This window comes from Paenibacillus baekrokdamisoli (assembly GCF_003945345.1).
GTDB lineage: Bacteria > Bacillota > Bacilli > Paenibacillales > Paenibacillaceae > Paenibacillus_Z > Paenibacillus_Z baekrokdamisoli.
In genome coordinates this window covers 19637-40057 of sequence record NZ_AP019308.1, presented here as the reverse complement: position 1 = coordinate 40057, position 20421 = coordinate 19637, and the positions used below count along the sequence as shown (strand labels likewise).

The following is a 20421-nucleotide window of genomic DNA, read 5'->3' as shown; positions in this document are numbered from 1 at the left end:
GGCTTTGCAAACAAGACCCTCCTTTCGAAACCAGATATGCGATGATGACATTAATCTATCAGCTGCGTTCCTAGTTTGCAATAACCTTATCATTCCCGGTATCCGATTTAACCCAAGCCCTTACTAGCCATGGTCTTCACGAGGAAACGTACAACATGACTGAATTCGAGATAGCACCATGCTGGCACGCAAAGAAGGCAGCTGAACAATATCAGCAGCCTTCTTAATTAAACGTATATGGTTCTCATTTTCCGTTTTTCTAGCTTAACCATTAGCCACTTCCGGCCAAGCAGGTTCTTCAGTCTTTCCTATCCATTTTCTTCGATATGTCTTGTAATACTTTGTGAATGTTATTTAGTGCTAATAAAATAAATCCTAGAAATACATATGTCACTATTTCTCCAGTGAATATAGAAACGACGCCCAAAACTCCGACTAGTAAAGCATAAACATAATTCAAATATATCTCTCCATCCCTTGGTAATTATTGTTAGCCACCATTTATAAAGCATATACTTTAGCTAGCTGATTTAGCTTTTCAACTATCCTATCTTCAATGTTTTCTCCTAATGAAATAGATTCTGTGGCATGTTTTGCCAGTTCTTCGTGATGTCCAATCATCACGGAATGCTTTGCATTCATAAACATTGTCATATCGTTGGCATCATTACCAAATGCGATGTAATTCCCACTTTCAATACTTAGTTTTCTTAACGCCTCCCACTTATGAATATCTTTTGGACTAATATCAAGTACATTTTCATTTTTGTGCTTATGAACGACTACATCGAGCCCAGCTATTCTCTCAGCCAATTCTTCCATGTTAGCAGCACTCAAAATTAATACCTTAACAATAGACTTATGAGTATGTAGAGGGACCATTTTTGCTAATCTTGCAGGGTCAACATTATTTAGAATCGGATGGTCTTGCGAACCTGTATACGAATAATCCCACTCGCCATCTATTAGGTATGCAGCTTCAAATTCATTCAAAAGGGTTGTAATGGCAGTCATTTGATCGCCAGAAAATGAAGTGGAATATTTCAATTCACCATTTAGTGAGATAAGTGACCCATTACCTCCAATCATTGTGTAAGTATGAAACCGCTGGTCCAACACAGGCAGCATATCACGAATGGGTCTTGCAGAAGCAAATATAATAGAGTGCCCTTTCGATTGAAGCATTTCTAATGCAGCTCCTATTTTTTCTGTTACCGGCTTCCCTTTAAAACAAATTGTACCATCCAAATCAAACACGAAGTTCATTTTTTCACTCCTATTTTGGCTCAACACTAAAATAAGTGCTTGATAAACATGGTGCGTAAAAGCCCGCTGCGCGGACGGATCATTCTTAAGGGTCGCTGTTGTCTCCATATTTCTTGATTCTATCCCTTTAGGGGTAGAAATAAGGAGACAAAGGCGAACGCTATCGCTTCTTCAGAACGATTCCGTCCGCTTCGCTTATGTTTTTTCGTGATGGCAAACACTAATTATAGTTTAGAGCCCCTATTTTTTGTAACTTTTATCTTACCATAAACTTTACAAATCGACTTTTGACCAAATTTAAGGGCACCCCATATGTGAATGGAGGTGCCCTCTTGACTTGCAATGGCTAGATAAGTTGAACTAAAGATATAACAAGTGAGCGGAGCAGATGGATGATTCTGGAGAAGCGTCAGCGTTCGCCTTTGAGACCGGATTTCCCCCTTATCAGGGGACAAAATAAGAAATCCGGGCTCAACAGCGATCGGAAGAACATTCCATCTGTGCAGCGGCTCAGTGTTCTCTATAGTCCTCGACAATGACATCTATCGCTCCGGTCTCCGGGTCCATGACAAAGCCATGAACGGGGATTGCCTTCGGGAAAAGCGGATGCCTTCGGATCATCTTAACACTGTGCATGACGCCTTCCTCCGCACGGTCAAAGCCGCGCAAAAACCTATCCATACGAATCCCGGAATTTTCAAGTGTTTCTATCGCTAAAGGATCGATGCCGTGCTCAATAAACTTGCTAACCATTCTCTTCGGATCGATCTCTGTCATGCCGCAGCCGAGGTGGCCGATCACAATAACTTCGCGCGCTTCCAGTTCATAGACGGCTACCAAAATACTTCGCATTGCGCTGCCAAAGGGCTGAGTTAATATCGCTCCGGCATTTTTAATGAATTTTGCATCGCCATTCTTAAAGCCCAAAGCCTTTGGGAGCAGTTCACTTAGTCGCGCATCCATGCAAGTCAATATTGCTACCTTTTTATCCGGAAATTTGTCCGTTAGATAATCCTCGTATCGTTTCTCTTCTACGAATTGTTTATTATAATTCAATAAGCTCGGGACGATAGACATAACCGTGACCTCCTTACAGGATGCGAATTGTCCAACATTACTTCAGCCAACCCTTGATGCTTACTCATCTATTAAGTCTAACATCAACTTAAACGGAATAGCAAAATTCTTACTCGTGATAGTTCCAACAATCAAACTAGAATTACAAAACAAATAAGCCCACATGGTCAAGTGGTCATGACCAAAGGCTTATTTGTTTTGTGGATTTGGATGACTTTATCAGACCGAAACAAATTATTTCTCTGCTTTGACGATGAAATTGCCCTTATAATCTTTGGACTCTATTGTGATCTCATAGGACCCTGGCTGCGGATTATTTAGTAATAATATATTAGGACCTGTTTTTAAATCAACACTAAGATTCAATTCCTTTGAAACCAGCTTTAAACCGGTTCCCGCATTTGGCTTCACATTAAATATAGCTTTAATCATCGTAAAAGCTTTGAACTCCGTAGTGCTCGGAGCAAACCCGGATGCGGTCACGTCAATCGTCGCGATCTGCAAATTATTCTCTTCATCAAATGTCGCGATTTGCGATTGCGGCTTACCAATAGCGCCAATTTGGATATGATTTTTTTCCAGCAGCACATACCCCGCAACAATCGTTACGCCTATCAGGAGTATGATCGTGCTGGTATACGATACTTTCTTCGTTACAGCTTTTGATGATATTTGCTTCTTATTCTTCTCATTGAGCCGCCAATCTACTACTTTCTGAACAACGAAAATCAAAAGGATAAACACAATATCTGCAAGCATCACAACAATATTGGATTTATAGAAGAGACTGCCTACAACAGTTCCAAGTATAGCACCCATCGAACCGGCCAACACGGCGTTGAATCCTGATTTCAAACCAAACCCTATACCGCTAGGAAAACCAACAATTACAGCAAATAAAATAGCCATCCCCACAGAAATGATTAAATCCAAATCGAACGTTTGCGCAGCTATAATGCCAAATTCAAAGCTGGACAAGACAGCCAATACAGAAGCTGCGATCATTCCGGCAGTTCTCGTCAACAAGCCCTTTCTTTGGAAGAGGTAGAAGTTAAAATAGCTTGCAATCAGTACCATTACTATGAAACTACCTAGGTTGAGCAGCATGACAAACATCACTCCATCTTTGCTAATTTAATTGTGCAGTCGTAGTTCTTCATTGTAGTTTTTTAGCAAAGTCCCAATCCGGATAAATGTATGGAATTGTTGGAGCATGAGCTGCTTCTACGCTTTGAATGAGGATCTTGATCACCGTCTGATTATGATAGGTCGTTGTGGCAATGGTTCCAGTAAGCGTCACCCAGGAGTCATCGGCATAACTGCTTGCGTCCGGAGCCTCAGCAATCATTCCGTAGGGAGATATATCGGCTATACAATGGGTCATTGCCATTCTTCCGATAATAAATTGATCCTCCGATAAACCATCTTCTCGATAAATGAAACCTTTGACCTTAATTTGCTTACCCTCGAAATTAGCCGCAAACGTATTAAGTGCCTGTAATTTCTCGATAAACCATTCATCTTTCATTTCTATTAAATCCTGCTTATATAAAAGCATGCCCAACTTCGCATAGTCCCGATTGTAATTGTCGGTTTGAAACAGTTCCTTAACCGAAGAATCTTCACTTCCTTCTAGCTGAGCCAAATCAGCAGGAACTCCATTGCTGCCTTCCGTTGTCCCACCCAGATTCATTCCCTTATTCTTAGCTAGTGAACCGGCGAAAGCCTCGTTAGGCAGGAATGCTCCAAATAGCAGCGGCATGATAAATAGACCATAGAGGAGGATGTTTTTCCATAAAGACCGTGCAGGCTCGTGGCTGTGCTCATGACCGAAACCGTGAGCATGTTCACCTTCGTGGGAATGACCATGATCATGCCCACACGCGCACACGGGTGCAGGGTTTTTGAACGAACGAATGAAGAAGTAAATCTGGAAAATAGTAAAGGTTAATAACCCCCCTGCTGCTAATTGCACATATTTCACAAGCTGGGGTGCAATAAAGAGGAGGATTTCCCCTGACATCGTCAAGTGTGCCAAGAATAACGTGAACCCCAGCAAAATGGCCAATCTCAAAAAGTGATGGATGATGGGAGCGTATGTGTCTTTCATTTCATCATTCCCCCTGCTCATTTCAGTACAAACCTTTCGAGGATCAAGGTACCGACATAGACGCCTACAATAACGAGGGAGCTGTATAATATGACGAATCTGGTTTTGAAAACAGCTAACATCATCAGAATCCCTTTCAAATTCAGCATGGGTCCAAGAACCATAAATGCAACAAGCGAACCTTGTGAGAATGTCGTAACAAAGGATTGTGCGACAAACGCATCTGAGGTCGAACATAGCGATAGGATAAATCCGAAACCCATCATGAGCAGGTTCGCACTACCTTCACCCTGCCCAAGCGTAACCAAGCTAGCCTTAGAAACAAACGTTTGAAGTACTCCAACTAACAAAGCCCCAAACATCAAATATTTACCCATCTCAAAAAATTCACTAATGGAATGCTCCATCACTTCCAGCAGCTTGTTCTTACGAGCAGAAGGATGATCTTGGTGATCGTGTGAATGCTCGTGGAGCGCCACATTATTCTTCATAATCTCCTGCTGTTGAATGGGTTCAGTTATCTTTAATTGATCCGTTGTTACAAAACGATAGACAATAAGTCCGATAACGAGCGCCAAGCAAAAAGCCAATCCCATGCGAGAAAATACAATTTCCGGCTTGTTGCGAAAAGCTGTAAAGGTGGACCAGAATACAATCGGATTTATTATCGGCCCTACCAAGATAAATGTTGTAGCAACATAAAGAGGCATTCCTTTTTGGATCAGTCTGCGAACAGCAGGGATCATACCGCATTCACATATGGGGAAAATAATGCCTAGCACGCTGGCCGTAACGATAGCCAAAACAGGATTGCTCGGGATCATTTTTTTGATAGTCTGTTCCGAAACGAAAACTTCCAATAGTGCCGAGATCAACACCCCAATGAGGATAAACGGCATGGCTTCAATAATAATGCTGATAAACATCATTTTGAATATTTGCATCTTGGGGCTATTCAAGATCGTTTCGGATTCTTTGGTAGAGAAAAAGTATAAAATAAGGATGGAAATCAAAGCAAAACCAGCGAGTAGGTTGCTGTTCCATTTCATTGATTTTCTGTGTATGACCGTTTTTGGCATGGAAATCCCCTCTTGCTTTTGTTTAGTTGAAGAACAGCCGCTGCGCTAACCAGATTCCGCCCAATAACAGCGCCAATGTGGAACCCGCAGTAACTGCGTGTCTCGAATATCTCCAGCGGTGCAGCAATCCTAGCAGCGGCAGCAGAATGGCAACCAACGTCACCTGAACGGTTTCAATCCCGAGGTTAAAGCTGATCAAATCCGTTGCCAGTTGGCTTCTTGGGAGATCCATTTCTTTCAAAATGTCGGCGAAGCCCATCCCATGGATTAAGCCAAACACAAACGTAAGTACCCACCGATAACTGACCTCTTTACGTACGATATTATCGACGGCTACGAAACAAATACTGAGCGCAATCGCAGGTTCGACAATCCTTGGTGATACATCGATAATCCCCAATACCGTCAAGGTTAACGTGATGCTGTGTGCGATCGTAAATGCAGTGATCATCGCCGCATACTGTTTAAATTTCTGCCTTGCGATGAGCAGCGAAAACAAGAACAATAGATGATCATAGCCGGATAAAATGTGGTTTATGCCAAGTGTAAAGAATGAATACCAGCCTGAGATGCCTTCCGATGAGCTCGAAGCCTCGTTTTTCGGCCCTTCTGCTTGTCCACTGCCGTTATTTTGGGGTGACTTCATATCCTGCTGTAAACCGCCATAATCACTCTCGGTCAGCTGCATCGCCCATACGCGATTTTTCCCAGACAATGCTGCTGTGCTTTTTTGCTTACCATAATTAATCGTAAGTAAATCGACGTAGTTGGTAGCTGCATCGTTCATGTATAGATTATCCGATAAGGAGATCGGCTGAGATGCGGATACTGGCGGAAAGGATGCCTTCAAGATTACCTTTGTGGCATCCCCTTTCCGATCCAAAACAATACTTTCTAATTGGGTCCAATCTTGGACTTCATTATTGATTTGTACGATTACGTTTTTCTTTATCATGGCTAAAAGCTGATCCTTCACCGCGGTGAATTCTTCCTGCTCGAGCATCCCATTCTTGTTCACATCGCCACCAATTAACTCTATAACAGACAACTCATCCAGTGTGTAGGTCATTTCGATGTTCGATTTGGTCAAACTTAGAGTCGTATAACCGGCACTGTAGGCATGAGCATCCACTTTTCGTTCAAAAGGTAGGATCAAAAGGAGTATAAGAACTGCCATTAGGCAAATGGAAAATCGCCATGCAGCATGAATACGGAACATTATTTTCCTCCTTGTAAAGATAACAGGGATGCCATCCATGTGAACGGCATCCTGTTATCCAATTTAAAAGATATTTATTTATTTAATAGGTTGTACACGACTTGAGCGGCTTCGGCACGGGTTGTAATTCCACGAGGCTTGAAATTGCCCGCACCACTTCCTTGAATCAGGTTAAGCGCTGCTGCTTCTTTAACGAACTCTGCAGCCCACGATGAAATTTGAGATTCATCGGTGAATCTAGGGCTTGTATGAACTGGTGCTTTGCCGTTCATATACTTGTACGCTCGCATCAACATCGTGACCATTTCCTCACGAGTAATTTGTGCGCTAGCACCGAAAAGCGTCGTGCTCTTTCCTTGCACAATCCCAGCTTTCAGCGCGATTGAAATAGCTTCAGCGTACCAGTCTCCAGCCGATACATCGGTAAACGCCTTATCGCTTTTTTCTGTAAGCTTCAACGCTCTGACCAGCATCGCAGTGAATTCAGCGCGTGTTACACTGCGTCCTGGTTCGAATGAAGTTGGGCTTGTACCATTCAAAATTTGTTTCGATACCAATTCTTGAATCGCATTTGATGCCCAATACCCAGGCTGAACATCGGTAAATAGCTTGGAAACTTGAAGAACTGCGTATTTACTAAAGTGACTGATCTCGGCAACCATATAGCCGTTTACATATTTTCCTCCAATGAATTCAAGTGCTCCAGTTTCGGAAATATAGTAGATCGCGGCCAATTTCGCATTAACCGTTGGACCTACCTTTAACTGAATCGTTATCGGCTTGTCAAACGCTGACAGATCGTAAGTCTTACCACTAGCTGTCGTGATTGACAGATGGAACTCGTAAACTTCTCCAAATAGCTTAATATCCGAATTGGTCGCATTTTTGCCTTTATCGACGATATTCTTTGCATCGACTTGGCTGAGTGGATCCAGTTTCAATGAAATTGAGCTGTCTGTCCAATCACTTGGAGCAACCTTCATCTTCAACTGCTTAATCAGATCGGAAGGTAAGTTAATCGTTAGGTTGTCTGATTTGATCTCCAAATTGTTTTGCTTGATCAGATCTGCCGTATTTGCTGGAACCTTAACTTCCGTAGTAGCTGCCGGAACCTCGACGGTGATTGTTCCGTTGCTGCTGTTAGTGAGCTTGTCACTGGTTATCGTCGTCGTATGGTTTCCGGTGTCTCCGGTGTTGCCACCATTTCCACCACCATTACCACCATTTCCACCATTACCTCCACTAGATGAAGTGGTTACGGTAACCTCACTTGTTGCTGTCTTACCTGCATCCACTGTCGTCACAGTAATAATCGCTGTTCCAGCTGCAACTGGTGTGACAACACCATTGTTGTCTACCGTTGCCACAGCAGTATTGCTTGAACTCCATGTGACTGCTTTGTTCGTTGCTGTGTTCGGATTCACTGTTGCTGTCAAGGCTTGTGCCGCTCCGCCTACTGTAAAGGTCAGTGTTGTCTTATCGAGCGTCACTCCCGCTACACTTACATTCGCAGCATTCACGGTGACCTCACTTGTTGCTGTCTTGCCTCCATCCACTGTCGTCACAGTAATAGTCGCTGTTCCGGCTGCAACCGGTGTGACAATACCATTGTTGTCTACCATTGCCACAGCAGTATTACTCGAACTCCATGTGACTGCTTTGTTCGTTGCTGTGTTCGGATTTACCGTTGCCATCAAGGCTTGTGCGGCTTCACCTACTGTAAAGGTCAGTGTCGTCTTATCGAGCGTCACTCCCGTTACTGGAACTGAATCCGTGGCATTTATCAATTCCCTTGTGTCTCGAACGCGAATCCGGCTGCCTTCGGAGTATTTACCGCTCAAACCTGTTGCTTGCAGCGTATCCCCAACTTTAATTGTTGGAACGGCTCCGGTTTGATTGGCGATATATCCATCAACGAAGACTAAGACATCACCAGAACCATCATTAATTACGTAGGAGTTGTCGTCAGGTATTGCAATTACTTTCCCTTTTACCTGAACCAATTGCCCCTGATATTGTTCAATTACCGAATCTGCCGTACTAAGAACCTTAGGTTGAACCGGAGATCCTGAACTCACTTTAACGATACTATTATCAAATCTATCAAATATAATCTCTACATCATTCTCGAAGATACCGATATGTCCGTAGACCCTTACGGTGTCACCAAGCTGCAGCGATCCTGCCGGCACCTCACTAAAGATTACCGTTCCGCCGGTATCATCTTGAATGTATGCCGCATCATAAAAGGCAGTCGTTGTCACCTTACCCTGAATAACAACCTTGGTGTTCAGAGGGAGCTTGCGCGCCTCGCTGATTGAGGACACTTTCGATTCCTGATGGGCAAGCCAGTTCACTACATTCAGCTCGAATGGAGCATTACCTACCGGTCCATCATTCTGAGTCATTTGCTTATCATTGAAAATGTTCATGCCCGCTACAAGAATTCGTCCCTTGCCAAGCTGTTCCGAAGCCACTAATGGAATCGTTGATCCCCCAGTCACATTTTCCAAGGCAGGACCGCTTTTACCATTGGCTGTCTGCACATTGTATGTCACAGTGTCCGCTTTTACCTGAGGAGAATCTTGGAACGTTGATTCATTTCCGCTCGCCAGGATCGTAACCGTACTGCTGCCTGTAAGCGGAATTTTGTTCCCTGTACCATCATTTTGGGCAAGGCTCGATCCGCTATAGAAATCCAGCAAAGACACAAAGTCAGTCAAACCGTTGCTTACTGGCTTCAAATGAGCTCGCACTGAGAAATTCGACGTTAACGGAGTTCCCCAGAAATTGCCTTCCTTCGTTTCATCGAATACACCATCATTGTTAACTAGAATACTGGAACCGACCCCCGCTAATAAGCTGTTCAGGTTTCGAGCAGTTCCGCCAAAATTACTCTTTTCAGTCAACAATAATGAACCGCCACTCGCTACAAATGTTTTCAAGACGTCGATTTCACTTGCACTATAGGCACTGCTTGGATGGGTCACCATTAAGACGGCAACATCCTTCAAGAGTGCATCGGTAAGTGTAGTTTTGTTCTCGACTACCGTATACCCTTGTTTCTTTAAGTTGAGCGTGAAGTTTTGAAGATTATCTTTGTAAGTGCCCGTATCGCTCGTTGTATTCTCGTTGTTATGCGTTGCGTCAATCATAACTGTAATGCCGAGTGGAGCTTTCACACTTATCATTTGCTCGTATTTATTGTTGCCGAGATCCTGACCGTCTGCCTTAAGCACCACGATCAACTTATGATCCCCGGCAACCGGTTTCTGCCATTGCACTAAGGTATCTGCGCTTTTATTGGAAGCTAGTGAAGGAATGGTGCTCTCCCCGATAAAATGCGACACATCCACAGCGTCATAATACAGACTAGCCGTAAGATTCTGAAGAGCTATCGTCCCTTGATTAGAAATTCCCGCTTTCAAAGTAACAGGGATTCCCGCGATGGCAGCACCTTCAACGACTGTCAAATCTGTTACTTTCACAGCTAACGGTTGGACCTGCGACCAGATTGGAGAAGAATAAATTTGATCGCCATCCATCTGGGTTACTTTAACAATGAACCATTGCTGTCCGCCTACAACTGTAACTGTTGGCTTCCAATTAAAGGTTGTCTCATTACCAGTAGGCGTGTACGTATCAACCACTGTGCCGCCATTGGTTAACAGCTCGACTTTCTTGATGTTGTCGTTTGTTGATGTAGTCATGTAACTGTACTTAGGATCTGTGGCGCTTTCCTGTACAGGGTCTTTACCTGTCACATCAAAGGTCAGATTATTGGAGTCCACTGTAGATCCCATATAGTACCCGTTCGCCAGCATATCCAGCTGGAAATTGGGATCTTCGCTGAAATACACACGCATTTTGCGCATCGCTTCAAGTAAAGACTCTTGAGAAAGATCTTTAGCGACAATGACCGTACGTTTCTTAGTCTGTCCCCAGGTTCCGTCATGGTTGTCCTCGCCATATGTCGGCGCCACATGCCATCCAAGGTCAAGTGCACTGAAAAGCTTCTTGTCCGCGTTGACATACGAGTAATGTCCTGACCCGTTGCCTACCTCAAGCATGGTGAAGAGCTTATCGACATCTTTATCATAGGGAATAAAATTATCAAAGGCATTCGCCGACATCGCCGGGTGATTGAACTGCGCCACAATATTATCGTAGGTCAACGTCCAGGCGTAATAATTTTTTAGATTCTGATATTTTCCGCCATCTTGTACACGGTCGATAAAGTTACTTGTTCCAAAGACGTTTGAATGTCCCCATGTTGTCGAAGTCATTTCAAACGCAGGGAATACGACGAATTTACCATCTTGTGTATACTTCTTCGCCAGATCTTTGGTTTGCTGCCAGTTCGCACCTCCGGTACGTTCCGGCATTCCTTTGTGATCGACAGTGTCACTGCCGACATTACCACTATCAATGTCATGCGAGTGATCAGAGAAAGCAAAGTAGTCATAGCCGTATTTCTCAGCCTCTGTCAGTGCCTTTTCCGGATCGCCTTTGGCATCATGGGAAATTTGAGTATGGTTATGCGTTGTCCCCCGATAATGATTGCCGCCTGTGAATCTAGCAGTAATTTCGAACGACCAGGAATGCACTGAAGCATTGCCCTTCATATCTTTGCCCGAAACATTAACCGTATAAGTGCCTACTGCCAAATCCGAAGTTAAAGTTAACTTGATTTGGTTTTCTGATCGTACAGCTTGGCTCGTATAATCAGTTGTTGCTTGAGTGGCATGATTGAGCAGAGAAATTTGCAATGATGTTGCATCCACACCGCTCGGATCGTCCAAATCAACCGAAATCACTGGACGGGAGGATTCCATACTGTCCCCGTTTGCAGGAAGCTCGTTCGAATAAGTAGGTCCTTCTTTATCTTCGATGACATTTACGATATTGGGTGAAGCGGCATTGCCCGAAGACAAGGTTTGGTCAGCGCTTTTAACCTCAATATAGTAATCTATTTGCTTGCCCAAAACCGCCTTCTCTTTCGGTATATTGGCGTTGTAATTTAAATTATTTGCCGAAAGCATAGGAATTGAAGCATACACAGATTCCCCTGTATTTCTATAATAAAGGGTCACAGAATCAGCGTATTTGGCCATAGCCTTGATAGACATATCCAAGCCAATATACGCTTTCGTCACAGGAACGTGATTGAATTGCAGTTCTCCTTTAATATCCGATATACTTCTTGGCGCAATATAATATCCGCTCGTATACGGAGAAGCTGCCTTCGATTGACCGATGATCCCTTTAAAAGTAACCGTATCACCTAGTTGAACAGCGCTATTGACATCAATGCCGGTTGTTCCCAGTATCTTCGCTATAGCCGTCTTGCCCGAGTCATCCGTAATGGTCACGTTGTAATCAGGACCGGCTGAAGGAATGTTGGTTACCTTTCCTTTAACAGAGACCACTCTGCCTTCCAGCGGTTCCATATCCGCAGAGCTGCTCATCTTGTCCAACGTGATGGAAGTCGCAGCAGGTGTCGTGCTTGGACCTGAATCTGTTATCGTTGCAGCTACAAATTGACTCATCCCCGCTGTGAAAGCCAATTGACCAACGACCTTCACTTTGTTCCCTACCGTAATCATTGGAGGAACGGTCCCACCAATAACATTAATTCCACCCGTACTGTCCTGAATGTAAAAATTCGTATTACCGTTTCCAAGCAAGCGATTTCCCGCTGTAACAACACCCTCGATCGTCACAGGATATCCTAGCTGAAGCGGAACCCCATTAGCATCATTCAGATGCAAATCTTGGATATCTGTTACGAGAGGCTTGCTGTAGGCTGCCGAGTCAACGCGCGTATATCCGCTCTCTCTCGTAGTCATCGCTTTCAACGAGTATGCTGTCGTTTCGGTCAAGTAAACCGATTTTTTATTACCTGAATTAGTGATGGTTAGGCTGAATGAACCGTCCGCTGCTGCTGTCGCTTGTCCACCAACAGAACCGCCATTATCCATATAAGCCTTCACAGTTGAACCTGCCGGCACTGAGCCCGCAAGGCCAGAGATGGAAGTATTTCCATCAAAATTGATCAATGTCCCATTAGGCCCATCCATATACTTTGTGTTCCTGACAATAATTTCCACAGGATTAGAAGGTGATTGGGGTGCAAACATCACATAATTAGAAGAAGTGTCTGCTTTTGTAAACCATCCGCTGCCCAATCCAAACGCCGCCTTAGGATCGGAGCCTATGTTTGTTTTACGTAATATCGTACCGCCTCCGATCTGATCGGAAACAAAAGGCTGTCCCCAATATAAAGGAGTTTTAAAGGCTGTAGTTGCTGCGTTCGTAAAAGCTATTAGGTCCACGATATTGGTATCATCAGGACTGCTCACAGCCTTATTGGATTGGGAAAGGACGATTGCTCCGCCAGTAGATCCACTTGGATTGAATCCTCCGCTAAGATCAACATCAACAGAGACAGGAAGCGGAACACCGTTCGTACCTATATTGGCGCCAATTAAAAAGTACCCATGCGATTTAATCGTACCGGACAAAGGCTTCATCGTTGTTGCGTTCATCGTTGTGTAAGATGTGTATCCAAGCGACCAACTGTTAAGATTAATATCTTGATTGGTGGTATTGTATAGTTCAATGAACTTTTGATTATAAAACGCGCCGCCATTGCCGCCGTTTACATAAATCTGACTGAATACAACATCACCAGGCTTAAAGGACTGAGCCACAGCAAGATTAACGGGTACCGCATCGCTTACGGGCTGCCCAGTTCCTTGTGCCGTTACATAAACCGTTGTTTTGGATTCAGGATTGGTCAAGTTTGTAATTGCAAATGATCCATTCGAGCCCGCAGCTGTTGTTCCCGCTAGTGTAGTTAATCCAGCGTCCGTATAGACAGCGACCTGCGCATTACCAGCAACAGCCCCTGCCAAGCCGCTAACCGTGGTCAAAGTAGGAAACATGATATTTGATGCGTTCGGGGCTGCAGTCTTCCCTGTGGGAGGAGCTACAGTTACCGTGCTGGTTGCTTGAAAGCTGCCATCCGTCGTCGTAACGGTAATCGTCGCCGTACCTGCAGATTTCGGAGTCACTGCGCCATTGCTGCTGTTTACACTGGCAACAGAAGGTGAATCTGAGCTCCAAGAAACCCGCTTGTCCGTCGCATCACTCGGAACCACTGTCGCCACCAGACTATCAACGGATCCTCCGGCTGTCATGGACAGCGTGCTTTTATCCAGCGTAACTCCCGTTACTGGAACAGTTGTTGGAACAGGCTGATCTGGGTCAGTCGAGACACCTGTAACGATGATATCAGCGATTCGGCTGTTACCGCTAGTTTGCGTAATCGTCCCTGTCCCGTTGGCTCCAGTATTTGAAGCGGATATCGATGCATTGGAAGCATTAAGCCATCTGATATACACATTAGCTTGATTATCTGCTCCACTCGGCAAGGCTATATTTTTAGTCGCAATCGCTGTTGTAAGTGCATATACATCAGAAAAGTCAACAAAATTAGTGCCATCAACACTGTACTGGAGCTTAAAATCTCTTGGACCGCCATTCGTACCATATTGCTTTGAAGAAAGCGTTATCCCAGAGTATCCCAGTGTGCTGAATTGCGCCTGCCAATATCCCTCTAGAGGAGAAGACCACTTATCTGTATAAACAGATGAATTAGTAGTCGAATAAGTTCCTGTTCTACCATCACTTAATGTCAGTTTTGCATTAGTTGTATTCGCAATACTGCCGCTATTTGCGGGGAAAGAAGTGCCCGTTGCTGAAAAAGTCCATCCCGCAACAGTGACAGGCGCTGCTGCTGCATGTGCCTTCTGAACCAGTCTATTCGGTACGATCATCGTTACCAGCATCATTACAATCATTGCTAAGCTGAACCATTTCTTCCGCTTATCCATTACTTTATACATTCCCTATTTGCTCCTTCAATTAAAGTCATATTTTCTAGGTTTTCTCTACGAGGAACGACATCATTGAAATCAAGTCAGCAATTTTCACAAAATAAACTCTCAACAGCCGTATGAAGTTAAGTCCAACCCATACGTTAATTCCCTTGGTTTCTTTCACACATATGCTTTACCCAGCATTCATTGCCCTCCTAAATAAATTTAAGCATATATAATAGACCTTAAAATCCAGCTTATATTTCCTAGTAACATATAAGCTATTTAATAAGGCCTTAATTATTTCTCATAGGATTTAAAAACAGTATATCGCATCATTATGCGAGGAATCTGTCGTTTTTCGTTAACTCATTGTTAAATTATTAAGAAGAAAATCATTATAAATGGTTATTATTCCCATATACCTAATTATTTACAGCTATGTACTAAGGTTCACATTAGCTTCGCCTACTCGAATCTGATATCATTTTTCCGCTTTAGACTCCGTATGCTCCTTCTGAGAAACCAGCCAATAAGAACGCAGAGTAACTCCGCCCTACTAAGGACGGAGTTGCTAGGAGAATTTTATACTTCTTAAATTTTAAAATGTCGCCGTAATGACACCTAGATAGTTGGCTTTCAGTGCGGTCAGGGTCGTGTTCAAGGTCCTGATTGGTTGACCCCACGTCCAGTAATCGAAGGTGACCTTGTCGTTAGGCTCGTCAATCGTGATCGGTCCCTCGAGCGTAATAATGTGAGTCGATGTTCCCGGCTGGAGCAGAGGAATACGAATGTACAGGGCGATATGATTCGTGGCTGTCTTCTGAATCGCCTTGATTTTGGCCAAACTCGTATCGTCGCTATATGTGACTCCAGAATAGAATCCGGTCTTCGTATACCATTCACTTAGTTCGATTGCCGACGTTTTGATGCTGGTGGACTCATCGGGCGCACCCTCATAGTCAAAGAACCAGTTCTCACTATCACGGACGGATGACATTAGCATCCACTCCGCCTGTCGCGGCATGCCGGGAAACTCGGCAGCGAGGGCCGAATAATCGGTATTGCGCAGGTCCGAGCCTGGGTTTACCTTAAGCTTGCCGAGGAAGCCGATCCCTCCTCCGTACAATGCTTTGGCGAACAATTCAAACTCCGTCGCGTTCTTCTGGATGACGTGGTGGTAGAACGCTGCCGCGGTGCAAAGACCGACTTTGCCCTGATCGAAGAGATTAGCATTCCCTTTAAGATCGTTTATGCGAGTAAGAACCGTGCTGCTGTCTAGTTTAGGCCACGCCTTACGGGTCGTTAAAGGACTGCTGCTCGGCGAGGCATCGCCACCGCCCATAATGCCCCCGTATTTATCCACGATTTTATCAATCAATCCGGAAGGTGACTGACTATCACCCCAAGTGGCAGCGAGCGCAGCAGGGTTCTGCGAGAAGCTCCCGCCACTGCTGCCGTTCGTGCCAGAGCCGCCGCCTGCATTGCCACCACTACCGCCGCCGCTTTGACCACCTCCGCCTACTGGCGTAACCGCACTGCCGCCAACTGCGTTGCTGCCTCCTGCTGTGGCCTGGCCCTGAGTCTTATCAAAATAGTTAATCTTCGCGCCATCCTGCGAGTGATTACTCCCGCCGCTAATACCGCCACCCCCACCGCCAGCAAGGCCACCGCTATATACCGATGCCGCTGTCTTCGCGAGGCTGGTAATCATCTCCGCCGCGATTCGCTGCCTCTCGGTATTGGCCTGAAGCAGGCTATTCATGTTAGTTCCCGCTTGCTGGCCGGCGGTTGCCGCGCCCGCTGATGTCGCTTGCAGCGCCGCCTGCGCCAGCCCAATGGTGCCTTGTAGGCCGCTCATATCGCGGAACATATTGCCATTCTGAATTGCGGCAAGAATTGCCGCTGTACCACTCGGATCCGGAATACTTGCAGGCGATGTAATATTAATAATCGGGCTGCTCAACTGACCTGGTTTTACATCTTCATTAGTCGCACGGCTGCCCGTCTGAACCGCGGCAATTTCAGTCGGTTGCAGCGGAATCGGCGAATCCTGCCAGTTCCAGAAGCGAGTAATGTCCAGCTTCTCCGCACAGTTCGAACGTCCCAATACTGCCTCAGCGAAGGTTCCACCTGATGGCAGCGGTACGATATCTTCCTTGGAGCTGCCCAGTTGAATTCCATGCTCCCTAAGCCAGCTCGCCCAAGTATCATCGCTGGAGGCATCCGTATTCATCTTGAAGGCGAGATAGTTGCCTACATAGCGAATCGGTCGAGGCTCGACGACCTGTGCTACAGGAACAAGTTGATCATTCACTTCAACACCGTAACCGGACAGCAGGAGTGCAATCTGTGTACTGTCGAGTGAACGGAAGATGGCCTGACTGTAATGCATTCGGTTCTCGTTTAGATGCTGCTTCAGGTTTGCGTTCACGCCACCTGGTTTGACCTGAACCACGCGTATTTCTCCTGTCGCCGACTTGGCTACAGTCACAGCTGGCAGTTCAAGCGGGAAACGCACCCCATTCCGGTTCAGGGTTAATGTTAAAGTCGCCGATATTTCGCGTTCTTTACTGCTGCCGATTATTCCGATGCTTTTTACCTCGCTCATAGCGAGAGGGTGTTCTGCGCTGACCGTGTCGACGGTTGTGTTTTGCTGCGTATGGAAGAGGATCTTCATCGGGGTTCCTCCCGTCGAGACCACACCCCCTTCGACCGTGACATCAGTAGGCAGGTAGATCGCATTGCTGTCCGACCGCAGTACGGAGCGGTTTAGCAGACCAGACAAACGCGCAGTCTGATCAATCGACCATAAATGATCGTTCACCTGCTGCACGATCGGCAGCGCATCCGATAGTCGGATATTCGTGGACTGCCCCGTCGTACTGAGCATCATTGGCTGAAACGTGGTTCCTGAAGTCGTTTCGGGAACTGCTGCGGCTGCTGCATCCGTTGTCGCTTTCTTCGCATTGCGCGCCGTTGATAAATTAATTCCAGTGCGATTCAACAAGGCCTCACGCAGGAAGAAACTGAATCGGTTACCTAGTATCGTGAAGTGCGTATCTTTCTCTGGCGATACCTCCAGCACGTCAAGGTTATGCAGCGCCTCACGAATTTCATACGTTAAGGCGGCACGAGCAAGAACGTTCCGGAAACGGCGCACCATAGTATCGTTTTGAAAGTCTACCAGCTGAACCGGGATAAAGACAACCTTGTCTGCTTTGGCGATCGCCACTTCAACTCGGTAAATCTGGACAACCTCGTAGTACTGTATCGTTAGCGCATGCATGTGATTGTAGTTTGCAAGAACCCGGGTGCTAACCCCCTCATGCTCGGTTTGTGATACCTCTTTGACTACAGATGCGCGGCGGCTTCGACTGCTGTGAGCATTCTGATGAGTTCGGTCCTTCACATTCTGCATCATACTGCTGCCGATGTCCCGGTGACCGAACGATGTGGAGTAACTATCAGAGTTCGAGATCGTAGCCGCTTGGCTGCTGCTTTGCCCAAAGGAGGCGCTTGGCCCGCCGAATAGTCCGCCAAGCGGTGCGGAGATTTCCTCCGCTGATGATGAGCCGTGCTGGGTCGAAAGGCTGTTGCTGTGCGCCTTCGAAAAACCACCCTGCGCTTCGTCCGCAACTGCCTGCGTTACCTCACTAATCGAACGATTGCGTGATGTATCATTAGTTAGGTCGTCGACCTCGCTGATGATCTCGGTCTCTCCAGCCCGGCTTTTGCGCGACCAATCAATGACGGCAATACGGGTGCTTTCGCCCGGTGCGAGCGACGTGCTATGCAGCAGTTGACCCAGTGTTACGCCCTGCGCATACCACGACTGAGTGAATGTCAGCAGTGCGCCGAAAGCGATTCTTTTGAATCCTGCATCACCCGATGCCAGTTTGGCAAGATCCAGCGGTTTGAAGTTCGGGCTTGCAATGTCTGCTATCGTCTCACCGTCACCGATATGGATCTCATCCATCAAGAGTGTGGTATACTGCACGCGTTCCGTCGGATACTCCCCGCTCTTCGGAAGGAGGTCAGCGGGCCGCTCAGGATCGAAATTCGGGACATTCTCGGGGAAATAAACAGCATTCAGCATCCGAACAGCAGCACGATACGGTGGATACAAGGCCAAATCTCTCACGGTCTGAACGTCCAGCAGGCTCTGCACATTAGCAACTTCAGCTTCTGGTATACTCTCCAAAACGCCAACCTGTAGAAACTGAAGCTCATCTATTTTCTTCCCAGCTGCCTCAGCCTCGCGTACAAGGTCGGCGGTCGGACTGCCATGCTGATTGAGTGCGGAATGAACGTCGCTCGCGGCGTTCACAAGTTTGGTAGCGGCACCAAAAACCCCCGAAGTAGCGAGATCAAAGACGGTATTAATCTCCAGTTTTTGCAATATATCTGCAGCTTGTGCGCTTACGCCAAGCAGAACATGAGGGGACTTATGCAGCAGTTCGCGGACTGACAGGTTGCGATAATCGGTGCGAATGAAGCCGAGCAGTTCATCAACTGCATTGATATTAATGGAAGCAGGCATTATTCATCTCCTATCTCAACTTAATTGACGAATACTAACTGAACAGTTTTCTAGCTATACCAACGAATAGATCCGGTACTATAGCCCGGACTTTTATGCTGAAAGGACCAATGATTTTGGTTTCTACCACAGGGAAGCGCAGCTTTTCGAACGTAATCGTTACTTTGCTATTTGTACTCTTTTCAAGATCGCTGATCAACATGCCAAGTTGCTTTTGGATTCTATCAAAAATTTGCTTATTTAATGTAGGCATCATATTATGTATGCCTTGACGGAATTGCTTCGCTATCTCATCCTTGCTAACAAAGAGCCCCACGATAAAATCCGGGCCGGGTAGATCGATATCAATATTATCAACCTTTTCACTTATAAAAGTATTCAGATCCGGTCCTGTAAACGGACTTAGGAAAAGGTCGGCTTTGAGTGTTGCTCCTTTGCTTTTACCAACGATGCCTACAGATCCATCGTTAATAAACGCAGAGAGACTTTCCAGCTTCATTTTTTGCTGTATGTCAGTTGTCATGGAGCTGATCTGCGCTTGCGAAAAGCCTTCTTTCGTCGTTCCGTCCGTTCGTAAAACATAAATATCTTGTGTTTTGGAATTGATTTGACTGAATTGGAAGGTCTCGGAGCGATATACCGGTGCGAAGATAGGAACGTTTAGTGGTGGGAGTACTTTCATGATCGTATGCGTTGCCAAAAGGTAAGCCTTGATCGTCTGTGGGAATCCATCGGGTACGAATATACTGAATGCGCCGTTGGCATCCGTTGTTGCTTGAAAGGAAAAGCCCGGTATGAAACTATTTGTAAAGCCTGCAGGAAAGTCGGTTCCCAAGAATACCTGGGCCTCGGCCATAGGTTTGAACGATGCCGGATTCGGATGTGCGGGGTTATTCGAGAAGCTTGAAATAAATAGCGGTGCATTTGTGATTTCGTGTAACTTTCCATTCACATTCATTATTATTTTCCTCCTCATGGGGTTGGTTCGATCCTTATCTTAAACCAATCCCACCAGTGGAAATATACTTAAAATACCGATTATTGACAACTTTATTTAAATGTTGTAAGGCTATAAAAGTTGAACTAGAGATATGACAAGTGAGCGGAGCAGATGGATGATTCTGGAGAAGCGTCAGCGTTCGCCTTTGAGACCGGATTTCCCCCTTAACAGGGGACAAAATAAGAAATCCGGGCTCAACAGCGATCGGAAGAACATTCCATCTGTGCAGCGGCTCATTGTCCGT

Annotated in this window: 10 protein-coding genes; all 10 read right to left on the bottom strand. The window is 45.6% G+C overall.

Annotation, left to right across the window (positions count from 1 at the left end):
• Window positions 1-501 precede the first annotated feature (501 nt).
• Entirely contained in the window at window positions 502-1266 is a 765-nt protein-coding gene (locus EKN16_RS00115) for an HAD-IIB family hydrolase (protein WP_125665672.1), read from the bottom strand.
• 510 nt (window positions 1267-1776) lie between these two features.
• Entirely contained in the window at window positions 1777-2343 is a 567-nt protein-coding gene (locus EKN16_RS00110) for a beta-class carbonic anhydrase (protein ID WP_125653146.1), read from the bottom strand.
• Window positions 2344-2577: 234 nt separating this feature from the next.
• Window positions 2578-3450, bottom strand: a complete 873-nt coding sequence (locus EKN16_RS00105) for a hypothetical protein (protein ID WP_164522606.1) — start codon at window positions 3448-3450, stop codon at window positions 2578-2580.
• 49 nt (window positions 3451-3499) lie between these two features.
• On the bottom strand, window positions 3500-4453 hold the full coding sequence (locus tag EKN16_RS00100; RefSeq protein ID WP_164522605.1) for a TIGR03943 family putative permease subunit: 954 nt from the start codon (window positions 4451-4453) through the stop codon (window positions 3500-3502).
• A gap of 17 nt (window positions 4454-4470) precedes the next feature.
• Window positions 4471-5532 carry a permease gene (locus EKN16_RS00095; RefSeq protein ID WP_232016133.1) on the bottom strand — a complete coding sequence of 354 codons (1062 nt, stop codon included), beginning with the start codon at window positions 5530-5532 and terminating at the stop codon, window positions 4471-4473.
• A gap of 22 nt (window positions 5533-5554) precedes the next feature.
• Window positions 5555-6751, bottom strand: a complete 1197-nt coding sequence (locus tag EKN16_RS00090) for a HupE/UreJ family protein (RefSeq protein ID WP_164522604.1) — start codon at window positions 6749-6751, stop codon at window positions 5555-5557.
• A gap of 74 nt (window positions 6752-6825) precedes the next feature.
• Window positions 6826-14661, bottom strand: coding sequence for an Ig-like domain-containing protein (locus tag EKN16_RS00085; protein ID WP_125653142.1), 7836 nt, complete (start codon window positions 14659-14661; stop codon window positions 6826-6828).
• Window positions 14662-14695: 34 nt separating this feature from the next.
• Window positions 14696-14818 carry a hypothetical protein gene (locus tag EKN16_RS33360; protein ID WP_269462719.1) on the bottom strand — a complete coding sequence of 41 codons (123 nt, stop codon included), beginning with the start codon at window positions 14816-14818 and terminating at the stop codon, window positions 14696-14698.
• A gap of 417 nt (window positions 14819-15235) precedes the next feature.
• Window positions 15236-19177: a hypothetical protein gene (locus EKN16_RS00080; protein ID WP_125653141.1), complete on the bottom strand. Its 3942-nt coding sequence runs from the start codon at window positions 19175-19177 to the stop codon at window positions 15236-15238.
• A 34-nt stretch (window positions 19178-19211) separates the two neighbouring features.
• Entirely contained in the window at window positions 19212-20135 is a 924-nt protein-coding gene (locus tag EKN16_RS00075) for a hypothetical protein (RefSeq protein WP_125653140.1), read from the bottom strand.
• Window positions 20136-20421: the final 286 nt, after the last annotated feature.